Here is a 15,984-nt window from a genome sequence, read left to right as displayed (position 1 = left end):
CACCACGCCTAGGCGGCGCGCCGCTTGAAGGCGGAATAGCGCAGTCCCATGAGCCACAGTGTACCGAAGTAGACCACCGCTGCAAGTACCAGGCACGACGCGAGCAGCGCGATGCGCAGCAGCGGCGTGGCGCCCAGGCCGATCCAGTCGAAGTTGCGCGTAAACCACAGCAGCATGCCCGACAACAGCAGCACCGAGGTACCCAACTGTGCCAGGAACAGCCACCAGCCCGGCGCCGGCTTGTACAGGCCGCGCCGGCGCAGGCCGAAGAACAGGAGCAGCGCATTGATGGTGGCGCCGGCACTGATCGACAGCGCCAGCCCGGCATGGCCGAGCCACGGCACGAACGCGACGTTGCATGCCTGCGTGATCACCAGCACCAGCAGCGCGATCTTGACCGGGGTGCGGATGTCCTGTCGCGCATAGAAGCCGGGGGCCAGGATCTTGATGGCGATCAGCCCGAGCAGGCCGGTGCCGTACGACACCAGCGCCTGGCGCGTCATCTCGACGGCGTGCGCATCGAACTTGCCGTAGTGGAACAGCACCGCGGTCAACGGCGCGCCGAACACGAACAGCCCCACCGCGCAGGGGACCGCCAGCAGGAAGGTCAGCCGCAGGCCCCAGTCGAGCAGGCCGGAGTACTCGGCGTGGTCTTCCGTGGCACTGGCCTTCGACAGGCTGGGCAGCAGGATCGTGCCCAGCGCCACGCCCAGCAGCGCGGTCGGGAATTCCATCAGGCGGTCGGCATAGGTCAGGTACGAGACGCTGCCCGCGGCCAGGTGCGAGGCAATGTTGGTATTGATGATCAGGCTGACCTGCGCGACCGATACCGCCAGCAGCGCCGGTCCCATCTGGCGCAGGATGCGGCGCACGCCGGGATCGGACCAGGCGGCGCGCACATTGAAGCCCAGGCGCGGCATCATGCCCAGGCGGCGCAGCGCGGGTACCTGGATCGCCAGCTGCAGCACGCCGCCGACCAGTACGCCCCACGCCTGCGCGTAGATCGGCTGGTCCATGTGCGGGCCGACGAACAGGGCGGCCACGATCAGGCACAGGTTCAGCAGCACCGGCGTGAACGCCGGCACGGCAAACTTGCGCCAGGTGTTGAGAATGCCCGAGGCCAGCGCCACCAGCGAAATCAGGCCGATGTACGGGAACATCACCCGCGTCATGAAGACCGCGGCGGTATAGGTCTCGCTCTGTCCGCGGAAGCCCGTGGCCACCGCCGTCATCACCAGCGGCGCACCGATCACGCCGAGCAGCGACACTGCCATCAGCACCCAGGTCATCACCGTGGCGACCGCGTCGATCAGCGCCTTGGTCTGCTCCTCGCCACGCTTGCCGTGGTATTCACCCAGGATCGGCACGAAGGCCTGCGAGAACGCGCCCTCGCCGAAGATGCGGCGCAGCAGGTTGGGGATGCGGAAGGCGACGTTGAACGCGTCGGTCATCTCCGACGCGCCGAAGGCGCGAGCGATCAGGATCTCGCGCACAAGGCCGGTGATGCGCGACAGCATCGTCAGGCTGCTGATAGTGGCGAGCGCTTTGAGCAGGTTCAAGGTGTGGATCGGAGCGGGACGGTGGATCGGTGCGGGCGCGTGCCGCCGGGCGGCGTGCGCCGGGCGAGGCACCCAGGACGCCTATCAGACGTGGGCAACGCGGTAAAGTTGCCGGCTCGCCACGCGCACCGGCGCGATGTGGCGCATATTATACGGATCGCCCGCCGCAGGCCCCGCACGCGCCTGCAAAGTCCCAGCAGCCTTGCGCGGCGAGTCAGTCTCTGTGTATAATCGCCGATTCACAAGGACAGTTGCGTTCCGGATTCGTGTGTCAGTGCATCCCGGGTCGCTCGATATGACTTAATTGTTGTGTCCCCCGCGGCACGCATCTGAATTCAGGATAATTTCGAAATGGCAAATTCCGCACAAGCTCGCAAGCGCGCCCGCCAGGCCGTTGCCCAGAACGCTCACAACTCCAGCCTGCGCTCGCGTCTGCGCACCGCCGTCAAGGCCGTCCGCAAGGCTATCGACGCCGGCGACAAGGCTGCCGCAGCCGAGGTCTTCAAGAACTCGCAAGCTGTGATCGACAGCATCGCCGACAAGAAGATCGTGCACAAGAACAAGGCTGCACGTCACAAGTCGCGCCTGTCGGCCGCCATCAAGGCCATGGCTGCCGCCTGATTGTTGCGTGGGTCGCCTCGGCGGCCCGGCAGCGGCGGAACCCAGGTTCCGCCAGACAAAAAAGCTCGTCATCCGACGAGCTTTTTGCTTTTCCGGCGCCAGCTTTTCCGGCGCCTCATGCCGATGTCATTCGAGCGAGCAGGCCTCGACCAACTGCAGGTTGTTGTCGCGCGCAAAGTTCAGCACGAAATCCAGCGCCTTGGGTTCGATGTCGCGCAGCCGCACATCCACCACCACGCATTTGACGTTGCCGGCGAAGATGGGACGCACGTAAGGGGAATAGGTCAGGCGGGGGTCGCCGGTGTCGCCTTCGGGGCGGAACTGCGCCATCACGCCGCACAGTCGTTCGGCCCAGTCGCTCGGGCGGAAGGTCTTGCCTTCCTTGGTAATGCCTTGGATAAAGTATTCGCGAACGTTGGGGTTCATGAGGCTGGACACTGCGGGTGAGGCGACGACTCGACGGTTAAACCCGCGGAAACGGGCGCCCGTTTGACGCGGCTGGGGCGCGTTTGGTTCGCGCTTTTTCCGGCCGGGAAGGCGGGGCGTCGGTGTCTGCGGGGGCACTTTTGATGCCGGCGGCGCGCAGCGGCATGGGTATGCCGGGGCCCCGCGTGAATCAGCCAGTATTATATCTTATATAAGACTTGCGCATAAGGGCCGAATCCTGTCAGGAACCTGTCAACGCGGTTTGCGCGGCGCCTGTCACGGGTTGTCCCGGGCTGGGCAAAGCAGAAATAATCCCTTATGATTCTTGCAGTTAAATTGCGTATGCGACGCGAAAGGCGGCTCCGCGGCGCGCTCAGGTCATGAACACTTCGTGACGGCGCGTCCCCACCGAGCCGCCTTCTTTGTTTTATGAGCCCAACCCCGATCAAGCATTACCTCCAGTTCAGCGACTTCACTCCCGACGAGTACGAGTACCTGCTGGACCGCGCGCGGATCCTGAAGGCCAAGTTCAAGAACTACGAGACCTGGCACCCGCTGCATGACCGCACGCTGGCCATGATCTTCGAGAAGAATTCCACGCGTACGCGCCTGTCGTTCGAAGCTGGCATCCACCAGCTCGGCGGCCATGCGGTGTTCCTGAACACCCGCGACTCGCAGCTGGGCCGCGGCGAGCCGATCGAGGATGCGGCGCAGGTGATCTCGCGCATGGTCGACATCATCATGATTCGCACCTTCGGCCAGGACATCATCGACCGCTTTGCCGCGCACTCGCGCGTGCCGGTGATTAACGGGCTGACCAACGAATACCACCCGTGCCAGGTGCTGGCCGATATCTTCACCTACATCGAGCAGCGCGGCAGCATCCGCGGCAAGACCGTGGCGTGGATCGGCGATGCCAACAACATGGCCTACACCTGGATCCAGGCAGCCGAACGGCTGGGCTTCACCTTCAATTTCTCGGCGCCGCCGGGATACCAGCTCGATCCGGCCATGGTGCCGGCGTCCGCCGCCAGCCTGGTCAAGGTCTTCGAAGATCCCCTCACCGCCTGCCAGGGCGCGAGCCTGGTCACCACCGACGTCTGGACCAGCATGGGCTTCGAGGCCGAGAACGAAGCCCGCAAGCGTGCCTTCAAGGACTGGATGGTGACCACCGCGATGATGGACCGCGCCGAGCCCGACGCGCTGTTCATGCACTGCCTGCCGGCGCACCGCGGCGAGGAAGTCGAGGCCGCCGTGATCGACGGCCCCAAGAGCGTGGTCTGGGACGAGGCGGAAAACCGCCTGCACGTGCAGAAGGCGCTGATGGAATTCCTGCTCTGCGGCCGCTACTGAGCGCGCGCGGAGTGAACAGGGGAGGGGCCGCGATGGCCCCTCTTTTTACGTGCTTTTCAAGACAGTGAAGGAGATGGAAGTGAGCCAGTTCGACAACGTATCGGTCGTCAAGAAAGCCAACCTGTATTTCGACGGCAAGTGCGTGAGCCACACCGTGCTGTTCCCGGACGGCACCCGCAAGACGCTGGGCGTGATTTTCCCGGCTTCGCTGACGTTCAACACCGGCGCCCCGGAAATCATGGAAATCAATGGCGGCAGCTGCCGCGTGCGCCTGGCCGGCGCGGAAGACTGGCAGACCTACGGCGCGGGCCAGCAGTTCAACGTGCCGGGCAACAGCAGCTTCGACATCGAGGTGCTGGAGACGCTGGACTACGTCTGCCACTTCGGCTGATCGCCGGCATCGGCAGGGCAGCGGCCTACAGTACCACCGGTTCGGGCTCGATCCGCACGCCGAAGCGCGCTTCGACGGTATCCGCGATGCGGTTGGCCAGTGCCAGCAGCATCGCGCCGGTGCCGCCGCCGTGGTGCACCAGCACCAGCGCCTGCTTGCCATAGACGCCCACCGGGCCTTCGCTGACACCCTTGAAGCCGCAGCGGTCGATCAGCCAGCCCGCGGCTAGCTTGTAGCTGCCGTCCGGCTGGGGATAGCTGACCAGGTCGGGATTGGCCTGCAGCAACGTATCGCGCTGCGCGGCGCTGACCAGCGGGTTCTTGAAGAAGCTGCCGGCATTGCCGATCTGCGCGGGGTCGGGCAGCTTGCGCGTGCGGATCGCCACCACCGCGTCGCGCACCATGGCGGCATCCGGCGCTGGCTTGCCTGCCAGCTCGCGCGCCAGTTCGCCGTAAGACAGTACCGGCTGCCAGTGCTTGGGCAAGCGCAGCGTCACCGAGGTAATGATGTAGCGGCCGGCGCCGGCCTGCTTGAACAGGCTGTCACGGTAGCCGAAGCCGCATGCGCGCAGGTCCAGCCAGACGAATACGCCGGCATGGCGGTCATAGGCGCGCACGCCTTCGAAGCGGTCGCGCAGTTCCACCCCGTAGGCGCCGATATTCTGGATCGGCGCCGCGCCCCCGGTGCCGGGGATCAGCGCCAGGTTTTCCAGCCCAGGCATGCCGTCGGCAATGGTGCGGTTGACCAGCGCATTCCAGTTCTCGCCCGCGCCGGCGGTGACCAGCCAGGCGTCATCGGCATCCTCGGCCTGGTAGCCCGGAACCTCCATCAGCAGCACCAGCGCGTCGAGGTCGCGCGTCAGCACCACATTGCTGCCGCCACCCAGCACCACCAGCGGGAGGCCATTGGCGCGCGGGTCCGCGAGAGCCTCGGTCAGGTCGGCTTCGCTGCGCACATGGACGGCGAAGCGCGCGCGCGCATCGAATCCGAATGTATTGTGGCGGCGCAGGGGATAAAATTCGTGGAAATCTGCCATGCAAGGGGAAAGGTGACGCGGCCGGCGCTGGTGGTGAGCGTTGCGGCCCCTGGCTGCGAGGTAGGCCTGAATTATACGGAAGGCGTCGCCAACGGCGCCTTCCGGGCATATGGATCACAAGGAGAATGCAATGCCGTCGTTTGACGTAGTGTGCGAAGCGAACATGGTCGAGGTGAAGAACGCCGTCGAGCAATCCAACAAGGAAATCTCGACTCGCTTCGATTTCAAGGGCTCGGACGCCCGGGTCGAGCACAAGGAAAACGAACTGACCGCCTTTGCCGACGACGATTTCAAGCTGGACCAGGTGAAGGACGTGCTGATCAACAAGATGGCCAAGCGCAATGTCGACGTGCGCTTCCTGGACTATGGCAAGACCGACAAGATCAGCGGCGACAAGGTCAAGCAGGTCATCACCATCAAGAAGGGTGTGACCGGCGACCTGGCCAAGAAGATCGTGCGCATGATCAAGGACAGCAAGATCAAGGTGCAGGCCAGCATCCAGGGCGACGCGGTGCGCGTGTCGGGCACCAAGCGCGACGACCTGCAGAACGTGATCGCGCTGCTGCGCAAGGACGTGTCCGAAGCGCCGCTGGACTTCAACAACTTCCGCGACTGAGCGGAATCCCAAGGGGGAATCCCAAGGGGAATTCCATCCAGGCCGGCGCCCATGCCGGCCACGCTTGCCGCCGCGGCGCTCAGCGCGCCTGCGGCAGCCCGCTGATCTTCGCGCCGGCGCGGATGCCCTTCTGAGCGAACCAGCCCTGGTTCATTTCCAGCGCATAGCGGATCGCCGCCTTCGGGCAGTGGTTGTTCTCGCTGCGCGGCGCCATGTCTTCGATATTGACGATGGTCCCGTCGTCGGCCAGGAAGGCGATCGACAGCGGCAGCTCGGTATTGCGCATCCAGAAGCAGTGCCCGGCCTTCTGCTCGAACACGAACAGCATGCCGCCGTTGACAGGCATGCTCTTGCGGTACATCAGTCCCTGTTCGCGTGCCGCCGGCGTGGCGGCGACCTCGGCCTGGATCGCGTACATGCCTGCGGTCAGCGGCACCACCGGCAGCGCGGCTTGCGCCTGGGCCTGGCTGGCGGCCAGCGCGGCCAGCACAGCGGCGGTACGGATGCAGCGTGACAACGGCGTCTTGGACAGGAAGGACATGGTGTTCAGGTCGGGAAGGGCGCGGACGGCAGCCGCAAGCATAGCGCACGGGCCGCCCCGATGGATTGGCGACGGCCAAAACAACAAAGGCAGGCGCCTGGTGGCAGCCTGCCTTTCTTTCCGCCGGCGCATGGCCGGCAGGGAACGCCGGCGGCTTACTGTGCGGCCGGGGCCGAAGCCGTGGCGGCCTTCTTGTGGGTGCTCTTCTTGTGGCTGGTCTTCTTCTTGGCGGCCTTCGGGGCCTCCTTGGTGGCCGCGGGCGCTGCAGCGTCGGCAGGTGCCGAAGCCTGGGCGAAGGCGCCGGTGGCGAACAGGCCGACAACCAGAGCAGCGATCAGTTTTTTCATGGCGATTACCTCGAAGGATAAGAACAGTCGGAAGTTGTGACGCGTGATTGGACGTGTCACCGACAAGAACGAGGTCCCTGGGAGGCGCGTTGACGCGCCATTTGTTAGCTTTTGTAACGAAAACGTCGCTTGGCGTCGTTAGCCTGTCTGGTCTTTGAGACATGGGTCGCCGGCGAGCGTGCCGTCGGCAAGCCCAGCGCGCCAGGCTCGACCTGGCAGGACTCGCCGGGTGCGAGGCCCAGTGTGCGCAGGTCGAGCGGCCCGATGCCCACGCGGACCAGCCGCAGCGTGGGAAAGCCGACCGCCGCGGTCATGCGCCGAACCTGCCGGTTCTTCCCCTCGCGGATCTTCAGCTCCAGCCACGCCGTCGGAATCGCGGCGCGATACCTCACTGGGGGGTGGCGCGGCCAAAGCCAGCCAGGCTCCTCGATTTCACGCACCCGGGCTGGCTGCGTGACGAAGTCGCCCAGGTCGACACCTGCGCGCAGCCGCGCCAGCGCAGCCGGATCGGGAATACCTTCGACCTGGGCGAGGTAAGTCTTTTCCAGCTTGTGGCGCGGATCGGCAATGCGCGCCTGGAGTGCGCCGTCGTCAGTCAGCAGCAGCAAACCTTCACTATCCGCATCGAGCCGGCCGGCAGGGTACACGCCCGGCACGTCCACACAAGCGGCCAGCGTGGGGCGCGTGGGGTGTTCCGAGAACTGGCTCATGGTGCCGTACGGCTTGTTCAGGGCGATCAGGGTCATGGGGCGCAAGTATGCCGCAGCCGCGCGCCGCGGTTGGCGGATGATGAAAGATTGCTGCATAATACGAAATCAGTCTTGTGTCTTATATAAGACCAAGACTTGCCTGAATGTAGGGCAGGGTGGTGCAATGCAGTACTAGGCGGGCGACGATGCCCGCTACAATGCCAGCGCCATCTCCCGAGTCTCGCCGTCGGCCATGCACCGGCGGCCGTCTAAACCGTTCCGTACTGGAGACGTCATGTATCAACACATCAAGGTTCCGGCCGGCGAAAAGATCACGGTCAACCAGGATTTTTCGCTGAATGTCCCGGACAACCCCATCATTCCCTATATCGAAGGCGACGGTACGGGCGTCGATATCACGCCGGTGATGATCAAGGTGGTTGACGCTGCGGTGGCCAAGGCCTATGGCGACAAGCGCAAGATCGCCTGGATGGAGATCTACGCGGGCGAGAAGTCGACCAAGGTCTACGGCCCGGACGTATGGCTGCCGGACGAAACCCTGGATGTGCTCAAGGACTACGTGGTCTCGATCAAGGGCCCGCTGACCACGCCGGTGGGCGGCGGCATCCGCTCGCTGAACGTGGCGCTGCGCCAGCAGCTGGACCTGTATGTCTGCCTGCGCCCGGTGCGTTACTTCAAGGGCGTGCCTTCGCCGGTGCGAGAGCCGGAGAAGACCGACATGGTGATCTTCCGCGAGAACTCGGAAGACATCTACGCCGGCATCGAATGGGCGGCGGAAAGCGAGCAGGCGAAAAAACTCATCAAGTTCCTGCAGGACGAGATGGGCGTGAAGAAGATCCGCTTCCCGGCCACGTCGGGCATCGGCGTCAAGCCGGTTTCCCGCGAGGGCACCGAGCGCCTGGTGCGCAAGGCAATCCAGTACGCCATCGACAACGACAAGCCGTCGGTGACGCTGGTGCACAAGGGCAACATCATGAAGTTCACCGAGGGTGGCTTCCGTGACTGGGGCTACGAGCTGGCGCAGAAGGAATTCGGCGCCGAGCTGGTCGATGGCGGCCCGTGGTGCAAGTTCAAGAACCCGAAGACCGGCAAGGACATCGTCGTCAAGGACGCCATTGCCGACGCCTTCCTGCAGCAGATCCTGCTGCGCCCGGCCGAATACTCGGTGATCGCCACGCTGAACCTGAACGGCGACTACGTTTCGGACGCCCTGGCGGCACAGGTCGGCGGCATCGGCATTGCCCCGGGTGCCAATATGTCCGACTCCGTGGCCATGTTCGAGGCCACCCACGGCACCGCGCCCAAGTACGCCGGCAAGGACTACGTCAACCCGGGCTCGGAAATCCTGTCGGCGGAAATGATGCTGCGCCACATGGGCTGGACCGAGGCCGCGGACCTGATCATCGCGTCGATGGAAAAGTCGATCCTGTCCAAAAAGGTCACGTACGATTTCGCTCGCCTGCTGGAAGGCGCGACCCAGGTCTCGTGCTCGGGCTTTGGCCAGGTGATGATCGACAATATGTAAGCGCGGACTCCCGCTGCTGCGGGCGTCCTGGCTTGAAAAACCCCGCTGCCGTGTCCCGGCTGCGGGGTTTTTTCTTGCGCCCGCGCGCCAGCTTGCCTAGAACGTCAGGGATTGCAATGGACGGGCCGGTGGCCCCGGGGAGACTGCCATGGACGATCCTTTCCGTCGCACCGCCTTCGGCGCGGCCATCTTCTACAAGGACCCGCTGGCCGCGCTGGACTGGCTGGAGCGCGCCTTCGGCTTCCAGCGGGTGATGGTGATCCGCGACCAGCAGGACCAGCTGGTGCATTCGGAAATGCGCTTCGGCAATAGTTACCTGATGGTCGGCAGCGAGTGGGCGGACTTTACCGCCAGCCCGGCGTCGATCGGCGGCAAGAATACGCAGACGGTGCATGTGCACCTGCAGGATGGGCTTGACCAGCACTGCGAGCGGGCGCGCGCCGCCGGGGCTGTGATCATGCGCGAGCCGCAGGATGAGTTCTATGGCGACCGCACCTACACGGCGCGGGACCCGGAAGGCCATGTCTGGACATTCGGCCAGACTGTGCGTCAGGTCACAAAGGAAGAGGCCGAGCAAGCCAGCGGGCTGAAGATCGACGGCTGGGCCTGAGCTGGGCAGCCCACGGCGGCTTGGGAAAGCAGAAAGCCCGGCACGAGGCCGGGCTTTCCGTCGGATGCGGTGCGTGCAGCTGATATGCGCCAGCACCCGCCCGGCCGCCTGAGACGGCCGGGCGGGCACTGGCACCGATCCCGTCCCGGGGGAGTTCCCCCCGCACCCTCGTAGACCGTCCCACGGCTCTGTCGGCCGGGATACGGTCGCGGCGCAGCTTAGGCGGCGTCCTGGATATTGGTGGCTTGCTTGCCCTTGGGGCCCTGGACCACCTCGAACGAGACGCGTTGACCTTCCTTCAGCGTCTTGAAGCCCGACATCTGGATAGCCGAAAAGTGCGCAAACAGTTCTTCTTCGCCCTCGTCCGGCTTGATAAAACCGAAACCCTTGGCGTCATTGAACCATTTGACGATACCGCTTGCCATATACTCCCCCAACGAAATAGCAGATTTCAAAGCGGGGAAGCCGATGCCGGCCGGATGATACGGACTGCCGCGCACGCACTGCGACGCCATGACCGGCCGCATCCTGAGGTGCGGCCAGCGATGACGCGCGGCGAGGTGCAATCGCTGGCGGCCAGTCTCGATGCTGACTCGCCGCCGCCGGGCCGTGGGCCTCCCTGCTCACGGATCACCCGCCCATTGGCCTTTTGCTTTGACTCGCTGGCCTCAGGCGGGTGTGCGATCGATTCTTCTGTCAAACATACATACTGTCAAGCTGGCGGAATCCCCACTGCGGGCAGGGTGTGGTGGGAATCGGACGGCGCGGGATGGTACCTTGGCGGCAAGCATCGGGTATTGTCCGGATCAGTCCGGCCGGATCCCGTCACGTGCATTGCAATGCCTCTGGCGTGCGGTTCCGCGCTTTTCCATAACCGGAAACAGGTAACCCGGCCCTTGAATCCGGCGCCTTTTCCCCAAATTGCAGAGTTGCGAGTAAGGGTTAGAATAAAGCCATGGCTACACGGCTTGCGAATGTCCCACAACGCGAAGCGGGCACCATCCTGGAGCGTAAAGAGCAGGCGCTTAAACCGCCTGCCATGTACAAGGTGGTGCTGCTTAACGACGACTACACTCCGATGGAGTTTGTCGTGATGATCCTGCAGCAGTATTTCAGCAGGGACCGGGAAACGGCGACGCAGATCATGCTGACCGTGCACCGGGAAGGAAAGGGCGTCTGCGGTATTTACACCAGGGATATCGCGGCGACAAAGGTCGAGCTGGTGTCAACGCACGCGCGGCAGGCGGGGCACCCCCTGCAGTGCGTGATGGAGGAAGCATGATTGCGCAAGAATTGGAAGTGAGCCTGCACATGGCTTTTGTCGAAGCCCGGCAGGCGCGCCACGAGTTCATAACCGTGGAGCATCTGCTGCTGGCATTGCTCGACAATCCCACGGCAGCTGAAGTCTTGCGCGCGTGCGCGGCCAATATCGAGGACCTGCGCACTAGCCTCAAGAACTTCATCGCCGATAACACGCCGGTGGTGCCGGGGACCGACGAAGTCGATACCCAGCCTACGCTCGGCTTCCAGCGCGTGATCCAGCGCGCGATCATGCACGTCCAGTCCACTTCCAACGGCAAGAAGGAAGTGACAGGTGCCAACGTGCTCGTCGCCATCTTCGGCGAGAAGGATTCGCACGCGGTCTACTACCTGCAGCAGCAGGGCGTGACGCGGCTGGACGTGGTCAACTTCATCAGCCACGGCATCCGCAAGGACCAGTCCGAGCCTGCCAAGCATGGCGATGCGGCTGGTGAAGGCGAAGGCGGCGATGGCAAGGAAAGCCCGCTCGAGCAATACACCCAGAACCTGAACGCGCTGGCCAAGGCCGGCAAGATCGACCCGCTGATCGGCCGCGAAAGCGAAGTCGAGCGCGTGGTGCAGGTGCTGTGCCGCCGGCGCAAGAACAACCCGCTGCTGGTGGGCGAGGCCGGCGTCGGCAAGACCGCGATTGCGGAGGGCCTGGCCTGGCGCATCACCAAGAACGAAGTCCCGGACATCCTGGAAAAGGCCACCGTCTACTCGCTCGACATGGGCGCGCTGCTGGCCGGCACCAAGTACCGCGGTGACTTCGAGCAGCGCCTGAAGGGCGTGCTCAAGTCGCTCAAGGACAATCCCAACGCGATCCTGTTCATCGACGAGATCCACACGCTGATCGGCGCGGGCGCCGCATCGGGCGGGACGCTGGACGCCAGCAACCTGCTCAAGCCGGCGCTGTCGTCGGGCCAGCTCAAGTGCATCGGCGCGACCACGTTCACGGAGTACCGCGGCATCTTCGAGAAGGACGCGGCGCTGTCGCGGCGCTTCCAGAAGATCGATGTGGTCGAGCCCTCTGTCGACCAGACCGTGCAGATCCTGCGCGGCCTGAAGTCGCGCTTCGAGGAACACCACGGCGTCAAGTACGCGGCTTCTGCGCTGACCGCCGCGGCCGAGCTGTCGGCCCGCTTCATCACCGACCGCCACCTGCCGGACAAGGCGATCGACGTGATCGACGAGGCCGGCGCGGCGCAGCGCATCCTGCCGAAGTCCAAGCAGAAGAAGACCATCGGCAAGGGCGAGATCGAGGACATCGTCTCGCGCATCGCGCGCATCCCGCCGCAGAGCGTGAACCAGGACGACCGCAGCAAGCTGCAGACGCTGGAACGCGACCTGAAGTCGGTGGTGTTCGGCCAGGATCCCGCGATCGAGGCGCTGGCATCCGCGATCAAGATGTCGCGTGCCGGCCTGGGCAAGACCGACAAGCCGATCGGCTCGTTCCTGTTCTCGGGCCCCACCGGCGTGGGCAAGACCGAGGTCGCCAAGCAACTCGCCTTCATCATGGGCATCGAGCTGCTGCGCTTCGACATGTCCGAGTACATGGAACGCCACGCGGTGAGCCGGCTCATTGGCGCGCCCCCGGGCTACGTGGGCTTTGACCAGGGCGGCCTGCTGACCGAAGCCGTCACCAAGAAGCCGCACTGCGTGCTGCTGCTGGACGAAATCGAGAAGGCGCACCCGGATATCTTCAATATCCTGTTGCAGGTGATGGACCATGGTTCGCTGACCGACAACAACGGCCGGCGCGCCGACTTCCGCAACGTGATCATCATCATGACCACCAATGCGGGGGCGGAAACCATGAACCGCGCCACCATCGGCTTCACCAGCTCGCGCGAGCAGGGCGACGAGATGGCCGACATCAAGCGCATGTTCACGCCGGAGTTCCGCAACCGGCTGGATTCCACCATCAGCTTCCGCTCGCTGGACGAGGAAATCATCCTGCGCGTGGTCGACAAGTTCCTGATGCAGCTGGAAGAGCAGTTGCACGAGAAGAAGGTGGAAGCCAGCTTTACCGAGAAGCTGCGCAAGTTCCTGGCGCACAAGGGGTTCGATCCGCTGATGGGCGCGCGCCCGATGCAGCGCCTGATCCAGGACATGATCCGCAAGGCGCTGGCCGACGAGCTGCTGTTCGGCAGGCTGGTGTCCGGCGGCAAGGTGGTGGTCGACCTGGACGAGCAGGACCAGATCAAGCTCGATTTCTCCGAGATCGAGCCGGAACCGCCCGAGGCGCCGGAAGAGCAGCGCGCCGAGGCCTGAGCGGCAACCGATCCGGCCGAAAATCGCACCGGATCGTGCCGATCCGGGCGCTGCCTGGCCGGGGTTGCCTGCAACGTGGCCGATCATCGGGCAAAATACAGGGGGCGGCTTGTGCCGCCTCTTCTTTTTTGTCCCGGCGGCCGCCGGCTTTGTGGCCGCCAACGCTCGAATACCCGATGTCCTCTGCCGAACGCACGCGGCGCCGCCGCCTGCTGCTCAAGATCCTGCCGCTGGGCGCCATGCCCGTTCCGATGATGCGCGCCGCCGCCGCCGAGGCGCCGGCCGGCAACCGTCCACTGGCGCTGGTGCTGCCATTCCCGCCGGGCGGCAGCGTCGATATCGTCGCGCGGCAGTTGCAGCCGGGGCTGAAGGCGGCGCTGGGGCAGGCCGTGGTGGTCGACAACAAGCCGGGTGCCGGCGGCCTGATCGCGTCCAGCACCGTGGCGCGCGCCAGGCCGGACGGCAGCACGCTGCTGATGGCGTTCGATACGCACGCCATCAACCCGTTTGCCTACAAGCAGCTGCCCTACGACACCTTCCACGATTTCACGCCGATCTCGCAGCTGGTGCGCTTCCCGCTGGTGATCGCGGCCAATCCCTCGTTGCCAGCCTCCAACGTGCGCGAGCTGGTGGCGTTGGCCAGGGCCAGGCCCGATAGCGTGCGCTTTGCCTCGTCCGGCATCGGCAGCCTGAACCAGCTTGCGGCCGAGGCGCTGGCGACTGAAGCCGGCATGCATATGCTCCACGTGCCTTACAAGGGCGGCGGCCCGGCCGTGCAGGCGGTGCTGGCCAATGAGGTCGATCTTTTTTTCAGCAGCTACGCCGCGGTACAGGCGCATGTGGCGGCCCGCACCATCAAGGTGCTGGGCGTGACCGGTACCAGTCGCCTGCGTCAGTTGCCGCAGGTGCCGACCGTTGCCGAGCAGGGACTCAAGGGCTTTGAAGCCTATTCCTGGATCGGCGTGTTCGGACCCGCGAACCTGCCCGCGGCAACGGTCACGCGGATCCACCATGCGCTGGTCGAATCGCTGCGCCAGCCGCGCGTGGTCGATGCGCTGGCCGCGCAGGGCTTCGAGATCGTCGGCGGCAGCCCGGCCGACCTCGGCAAGCTGGTGCGCCAGGAGCATGACAAGTGGCAGGCCGTGGCGCGCAAGGCCAATATCCAGTTCGAATGACGGCGGCCGGGCGCAGGGGCGCCCGCCGCACAGACTGAGGTGATGTCGATGGCAAGCCAAGCAGAAATGTTCGACCATGCGGTGGTGGTGTGTCCCGACCTCGATGCGGGGGTGCAGGCCTGGCAGCGGCTCGGCTTTACGCTGACGCCGCGCGGCTACCACACGCTGGGTTCGCAGAACCACTGCATCATGCTGCGTCACGACTATGTCGAACTGCTGCACGTGACCGCGCCCAGCTCAAGCCGCCAGTACTACTGGGACGCGCAGGCGCGCGGCGGCGGCTGCGCGGCGATGTCGTGCAAGAGCGCGGACGCCTTCGGCACGGCCGCGCGGCTGCGCGGGTCGGGTTGGTACACCTCGGATCCCATCGAGTTCTCGCGCCCGGTGCGGCTGGACGATGGCAGCGAACATCCGGCCACCTTCCGCGTGACCGCACTCGACGATGCACCGGGCGCACGCTACTTCGTCTGCGAGCACCGCACGCCGGAACTGCTGTGGCGGCCGGAATGGATGTCGCACGCCAACGGCGCCGACAGCATCGCGACCATGTTCCTGGTGGTGGCGCCTGCGCTGGTCGATGCCGCCGCGCGGGCCTACGCGGAACTGACCGGCGGCGAGCTGACGCAGCTGAGCGAGCATGTCAGCAGCCTGGCGCTGGATGACGCCACGCTGGTGGTCAGCACGCCGCAGGCGCTGGCGTCGGCGACCGGAACGGGTTATGTGCAGCGCGATGTGCCAGGCTACGCGGCGATTCGCTTGCGCACCGGCGACCTGGCTGCGGCGCGTGCGCTGTGGCGTGCGGCCGGGGTGCTCACCCACGATCTGGGCCCGCGCGAGACGCTGGTGCCGGCCGAGGCGGCGGGTGGCGTGGCGTTGCTGTTCGAGCAGCGGGGCTGAAATGCAAACTGGCGCCGCAGGGCGCCAGTTTTACTTTGTCGGGGCGCTGGGATCAGGCGCTGGCCTTGGCGTGATGCACACCGGTCGAGCCGAAGCCGCCCGCACCGCGTTCGCTGTCTTCGCTGAACTCGTCGACCGTCGTGAACACCGGTCGCAGCACCGGCACGAACATCATCTGCGCGATGCGCTCGCCTGGCTGGATCACGATCGGCTCGGTGCCCGGCGCGTTGCGGTTCCACACGCTGACCATGATCTGGCCCTGGTAGTCGGCATCGATCACGCCGATCGAGTTGCCCAGTACCAGGCCCTTCTTGTGGCCCAGGCCCGAGCGCGGCACGATGGTCGCGGCCATATAGGGGTTGCCCATATGCACGGCGATGCCGGCGGGCACCAGTTGCGCGGCGGTACCCGGCGCAATCGTCACCGGTTCATCGACGCAGGCGTGCAGGTCGATGGCGGCGGCCATCTCGCTCTGGTACGCGGGCAGGCCCCATTCGTTCAGGCGGGCATCGAGCACCTTGATTTCGACGGTGGGGTTCAGGGGCTGGGTCATGGGCAATCCTGGGGAATTCGGTTCAACGGGTTGGGTGGCAGCGGCGCATGA

General features: G+C 65.2%; 18 protein-coding genes. 10 read left to right on the top strand and 8 right to left on the bottom strand.

Annotation, left to right across the window (positions count from 1 at the left end):
* Positions 1 to 8 precede the first annotated feature (8 nt).
* The gene (gene murJ / locus LPA45_RS14205; RefSeq protein ID WP_116318053.1) at positions 9 to 1,559 is read right to left on the bottom strand and encodes a murein biosynthesis integral membrane protein MurJ; all 1,551 of its coding nucleotides are present in this window, start codon (positions 1,557 to 1,559) and stop codon (positions 9 to 11) included.
* Between the two features lie 351 nt (positions 1,560 to 1,910).
* Between murJ and rpsT the strand changes: the two genes are divergently transcribed.
* The gene (gene rpsT, locus LPA45_RS14200) at positions 1,911 to 2,180 is read left to right on the top strand and encodes a 30S ribosomal protein S20 (RefSeq protein ID WP_063240209.1); all 270 of its coding nucleotides are present in this window, start codon (positions 1,911 to 1,913) and stop codon (positions 2,178 to 2,180) included.
* A 126-nt stretch (positions 2,181 to 2,306) separates the two neighbouring features.
* Here rpsT and LPA45_RS14195 read toward each other — a convergent pair whose 3' ends face one another.
* The gene (locus LPA45_RS14195; protein WP_063240208.1) at positions 2,307 to 2,606 is read right to left on the bottom strand and encodes a DUF3579 domain-containing protein; all 300 of its coding nucleotides are present in this window, start codon (positions 2,604 to 2,606) and stop codon (positions 2,307 to 2,309) included.
* A gap of 429 nt (positions 2,607 to 3,035) precedes the next feature.
* On the opposite strand from LPA45_RS14195, the gene argF reads away from it, so the two are divergent.
* Together argF and LPA45_RS14185 are read left to right on the top strand one after the other, a co-directional pair.
* Positions 3,036 to 3,959 (top strand): ornithine carbamoyltransferase, encoded by a 924-nt coding sequence (argF, locus tag LPA45_RS14190; protein ID WP_116318052.1) that lies wholly within the window; start codon positions 3,036 to 3,038, stop codon positions 3,957 to 3,959.
* 79 nt (positions 3,960 to 4,038) lie between these two features.
* On the top strand, positions 4,039 to 4,350 hold the full coding sequence (locus tag LPA45_RS14185) for a pyrimidine/purine nucleoside phosphorylase (protein ID WP_116318051.1): 312 nt from the start codon (positions 4,039 to 4,041) through the stop codon (positions 4,348 to 4,350).
* 25 nt (positions 4,351 to 4,375) lie between these two features.
* On the opposite strand, the gene murB is transcribed toward LPA45_RS14185, so the two are convergent.
* A complete protein-coding gene (murB, locus tag LPA45_RS14180; protein ID WP_317920445.1) occupies positions 4,376 to 5,386 on the bottom strand; it encodes a UDP-N-acetylmuramate dehydrogenase in 1,011 nt (336 codons plus the stop codon).
* A gap of 130 nt (positions 5,387 to 5,516) precedes the next feature.
* Between murB and LPA45_RS14175 the strand changes: the two genes are divergently transcribed.
* A complete protein-coding gene (locus tag LPA45_RS14175; protein ID WP_116318049.1) occupies positions 5,517 to 6,002 on the top strand; it encodes a YajQ family cyclic di-GMP-binding protein in 486 nt (161 codons plus the stop codon).
* A gap of 79 nt (positions 6,003 to 6,081) precedes the next feature.
* Here the strand turns inward: LPA45_RS14175 and LPA45_RS14170 are convergent, their stop codons facing one another.
* From LPA45_RS14170 to LPA45_RS14160, 3 genes are all read right to left on the bottom strand, one after another.
* Positions 6,082 to 6,543, bottom strand: a complete 462-nt coding sequence (locus LPA45_RS14170) for a DUF192 domain-containing protein (protein WP_116318267.1) — start codon at positions 6,541 to 6,543, stop codon at positions 6,082 to 6,084.
* A gap of 155 nt (positions 6,544 to 6,698) precedes the next feature.
* Positions 6,699 to 6,890: a hypothetical protein gene (locus tag LPA45_RS14165; protein ID WP_116318048.1), complete on the bottom strand. Its 192-nt coding sequence runs from the start codon at positions 6,888 to 6,890 to the stop codon at positions 6,699 to 6,701.
* 104 nt (positions 6,891 to 6,994) lie between these two features.
* On the bottom strand, positions 6,995 to 7,636 hold the full coding sequence (locus tag LPA45_RS14160) for a pseudouridine synthase (protein ID WP_317920447.1): 642 nt from the start codon (positions 7,634 to 7,636) through the stop codon (positions 6,995 to 6,997).
* A gap of 238 nt (positions 7,637 to 7,874) precedes the next feature.
* Here LPA45_RS14160 and icd point away from each other — a divergent pair, with 238 nt between their 5' ends.
* Both icd and LPA45_RS14150 read left to right on the top strand, forming a co-directional pair.
* Positions 7,875 to 9,125, top strand: a complete 1,251-nt coding sequence (gene icd, locus LPA45_RS14155; RefSeq protein ID WP_116318047.1) for an NADP-dependent isocitrate dehydrogenase — start codon at positions 7,875 to 7,877, stop codon at positions 9,123 to 9,125.
* Between the two features lie 148 nt (positions 9,126 to 9,273).
* Entirely contained in the window at positions 9,274 to 9,735 is a 462-nt protein-coding gene (locus LPA45_RS14150; protein WP_063240200.1) for a VOC family protein, read from the top strand.
* Between the two features lie 218 nt (positions 9,736 to 9,953).
* Here LPA45_RS14150 and LPA45_RS14145 read toward each other — a convergent pair whose 3' ends face one another.
* Positions 9,954 to 10,160, bottom strand: a complete 207-nt coding sequence (locus LPA45_RS14145; protein WP_116318046.1) for a cold-shock protein — start codon at positions 10,158 to 10,160, stop codon at positions 9,954 to 9,956.
* A 530-nt stretch (positions 10,161 to 10,690) separates the two neighbouring features.
* Here LPA45_RS14145 and clpS point away from each other — a divergent pair.
* The 4 genes from clpS (at position 10,691) to LPA45_RS14125 (ending at position 15,380) form a co-directional block, all read left to right on the top strand.
* On the top strand, positions 10,691 to 11,017 hold the full coding sequence (gene clpS / locus LPA45_RS14140) for an ATP-dependent Clp protease adapter ClpS (protein WP_116318045.1): 327 nt from the start codon (positions 10,691 to 10,693) through the stop codon (positions 11,015 to 11,017).
* On the top strand, positions 11,014 to 13,308 hold the full coding sequence (gene clpA / locus LPA45_RS14135; protein WP_116318044.1) for an ATP-dependent Clp protease ATP-binding subunit ClpA: 2,295 nt from the start codon (positions 11,014 to 11,016) through the stop codon (positions 13,306 to 13,308). Before clpS ends, clpA begins: the two co-directional genes overlap by 4 nt.
* A 176-nt stretch (positions 13,309 to 13,484) precedes the next feature.
* Positions 13,485 to 14,483, top strand: coding sequence for a tripartite tricarboxylate transporter substrate binding protein (locus LPA45_RS14130; RefSeq protein WP_317920449.1), 999 nt, complete (start codon positions 13,485 to 13,487; stop codon positions 14,481 to 14,483).
* 48 nt (positions 14,484 to 14,531) lie between these two features.
* The gene (locus tag LPA45_RS14125; protein WP_116318042.1) at positions 14,532 to 15,380 is read left to right on the top strand and encodes a VOC family protein; all 849 of its coding nucleotides are present in this window, start codon (positions 14,532 to 14,534) and stop codon (positions 15,378 to 15,380) included.
* Between the two features lie 52 nt (positions 15,381 to 15,432).
* Here LPA45_RS14125 and dut read toward each other — a convergent pair whose 3' ends face one another.
* Positions 15,433 to 15,933: a dUTP diphosphatase gene (dut, locus tag LPA45_RS14120; RefSeq protein WP_116318041.1), complete on the bottom strand. Its 501-nt coding sequence runs from the start codon at positions 15,931 to 15,933 to the stop codon at positions 15,433 to 15,435.
* Positions 15,934 to 15,984: the final 51 nt, after the last annotated feature.

It is taken from the genome of Cupriavidus sp. Agwp_2 (assembly GCF_040784895.1).
In the GTDB taxonomy this organism is placed as follows: domain Bacteria; phylum Pseudomonadota; class Gammaproteobacteria; order Burkholderiales; family Burkholderiaceae; genus Cupriavidus.
The sequence above is the reverse complement of the archived record's forward strand: the minus strand, read 5'-3'. Positions and strand labels throughout refer to the sequence as shown.

What these genes read in the sequence shown, in the direction of transcription:
- clpS (WP_116318045.1), top strand. Translation starts at nt 10,691, where the DNA reads ATGGCTACACGGCTTGCGAATGTCCCACAACGCGAAGCGGGCACCATC.
- murB (WP_317920445.1), bottom strand. Translation starts at nt 5,386, where the DNA reads ATGGCAGATTTCCACGAATTTTATCCCCTGCGCCGCCACAATACATTC.
- icd (WP_116318047.1), top strand. Translation starts at nt 7,875, where the DNA reads ATGTATCAACACATCAAGGTTCCGGCCGGCGAAAAGATCACGGTCAAC.
- clpA (WP_116318044.1), top strand. Translation starts at nt 11,014, where the DNA reads ATGATTGCGCAAGAATTGGAAGTGAGCCTGCACATGGCTTTTGTCGAA.
- dut (WP_116318041.1), bottom strand. Translation starts at nt 15,933, where the DNA reads ATGACCCAGCCCCTGAACCCCACCGTCGAAATCAAGGTGCTCGATGCC.
- LPA45_RS14165 (WP_116318048.1), bottom strand. Translation starts at nt 6,890, where the DNA reads ATGAAAAAACTGATCGCTGCTCTGGTTGTCGGCCTGTTCGCCACCGGC.
- LPA45_RS14170 (WP_116318267.1), bottom strand. Translation starts at nt 6,543, where the DNA reads ATGTCCTTCCTGTCCAAGACGCCGTTGTCACGCTGCATCCGTACCGCC.
- argF (WP_116318052.1), top strand. Translation starts at nt 3,036, where the DNA reads ATGAGCCCAACCCCGATCAAGCATTACCTCCAGTTCAGCGACTTCACT.
- LPA45_RS14130 (WP_317920449.1), top strand. Translation starts at nt 13,485, where the DNA reads ATGTCCTCTGCCGAACGCACGCGGCGCCGCCGCCTGCTGCTCAAGATC.
- LPA45_RS14150 (WP_063240200.1), top strand. Translation starts at nt 9,274, where the DNA reads ATGGACGATCCTTTCCGTCGCACCGCCTTCGGCGCGGCCATCTTCTAC.
- LPA45_RS14195 (WP_063240208.1), bottom strand. Translation starts at nt 2,606, where the DNA reads ATGAACCCCAACGTTCGCGAATACTTTATCCAAGGCATTACCAAGGAA.
- LPA45_RS14145 (WP_116318046.1), bottom strand. Translation starts at nt 10,160, where the DNA reads ATGGCAAGCGGTATCGTCAAATGGTTCAATGACGCCAAGGGTTTCGGT.
- LPA45_RS14160 (WP_317920447.1), bottom strand. Translation starts at nt 7,636, where the DNA reads ATGACCCTGATCGCCCTGAACAAGCCGTACGGCACCATGAGCCAGTTC.
- LPA45_RS14125 (WP_116318042.1), top strand. Translation starts at nt 14,532, where the DNA reads ATGGCAAGCCAAGCAGAAATGTTCGACCATGCGGTGGTGGTGTGTCCC.
- rpsT (WP_063240209.1), top strand. Translation starts at nt 1,911, where the DNA reads ATGGCAAATTCCGCACAAGCTCGCAAGCGCGCCCGCCAGGCCGTTGCC.
- LPA45_RS14175 (WP_116318049.1), top strand. Translation starts at nt 5,517, where the DNA reads ATGCCGTCGTTTGACGTAGTGTGCGAAGCGAACATGGTCGAGGTGAAG.